This is a genomic window from Granulicella sibirica (assembly GCF_004115155.1).
Taxonomy (GTDB): domain Bacteria; phylum Acidobacteriota; class Terriglobia; order Terriglobales; family Acidobacteriaceae; genus Edaphobacter; species Edaphobacter sibiricus.
On the sequence record NZ_RDSM01000013.1, the window covers coordinates 1 to 1282 of the forward strand.

A 1282-nucleotide genomic window follows, 5' to 3' on the forward strand; every position below is an offset into this window, starting at 1 on the left:
AGAGGTGGCTCGGTTTGTTTGAACAGATTCCGGTGATTCTTAGGTGGAGGGTCTGTCTTGGTTAGGCTGCCATGGTTTCTGGCAGGCGGTTGAGGTGGACCTGATTGGGTGTCTTTCCTTTCAGGCTGGAGTGGGGTCTAGTCTGGTTGTAGAACACGATGTACTTCCCCAGGGAGGTTCTGGCTTCTTGGACCGATCCGTAGGCCCGGAGGTACACCTCTTCGTACTTGATCGTTCTCCATATCCGTTCCACGAAGACATTGTCGCGCCAGCATCCCTTCCCGTCCATGCTGATCTGGATCTCGTTCTTCCTGAGATGCTCCGTGAAGGCCTCGCTGGTAAATTGGCTCCCCTGATCGGTGTTGAAGATCTCCGGTTTGTCATGCTTCGACAGCGCCTCTTCAACAGCTTCGAGGCAGAACGAGACATCCATCGTGACCGACAGCTTCCAGCTCAGGATCTTGCGGCTAAACCAGTCCACCACGGCGGCGAGGTAGACGAAGCCACGCGCCATCGGAATATAACTGATATCCATGGCCCATGCCTGGTTGGGCCGCGTCACCGCCACTTCCCGCAGCAGATAGGGATAAATCCTTTGTCCTGGCGCGGGCTTTGACGTGTTCGGTCTGCGGTAGATGGCCTCGATACCCATCTTCTTCATCAGGGTTCCGATGTGCAGACGGCCCACGTCATGTCCCTGTTGACGCAGCAGATCGCGCAACATCCGGCTGCCCCCGAACGGGTAGTTCAGATGCAGCTCGTCCAGCTTTCGCATCAACAGCAGGTCTTTTTCAGAGACCGGACGCGGCGTGTAATACGCTGTGCCCCGGCCGATCCCCAGAATCTTCGCCTGACGCTTGATGGACAGCTTGTGCTCGCGGTCGATCATCTTCTTGCGCTCAGAAGCCCGGCCTTCGTGAGCGCCCCTTCTAAAAAATCGTTCTCCAGCGTCAACTGCCCGATCTTGGCGTGAAGTGTCTTCACATCGACCGCGGCCTCAGCCGGCTCCGCCTTCGCATCGCCGCCAAATACGCCAGCCGCTCCCTCCAGCAACTGGCTCTTCCACTGTGTGATCTGGTTGGCATGCACGTCGAACTGCTGCGCCAACTCCAAAAGCGTCTTCTCACCCTTCAACGCCGTCAAGGCCACCTTCGCCTTGAATGCCGCTGTGTGGTTCCGACGGGGACGTCTGCTCATTCCATCTCCTCTTTCAGGCCATCTTAGGCCACTTCAGACGAGATCCTCCACCTAAGCCCTTGTTCAGTTTCCCCGAGCCACCTCT

1 protein-coding gene is annotated in these 1282 nt (G+C 57.3%); it reads right to left on the reverse strand.

Annotation, left to right across the window (positions count from 1 at the left end; translation table 11 throughout):
- Positions 1–61: 61 nt before the first annotated feature.
- Positions 62–1197 (reverse strand): IS3 family transposase gene (locus GRAN_RS25290; RefSeq protein WP_421800895.1). Its coding sequence is split into 2 segments (ribosomal slippage): positions 62–930 and positions 930–1197, totalling 1137 coding nucleotides; the frame shifts between segments, so codons are not numbered across the junction.
- Positions 1198–1282 lie beyond the last annotated feature (85 nt).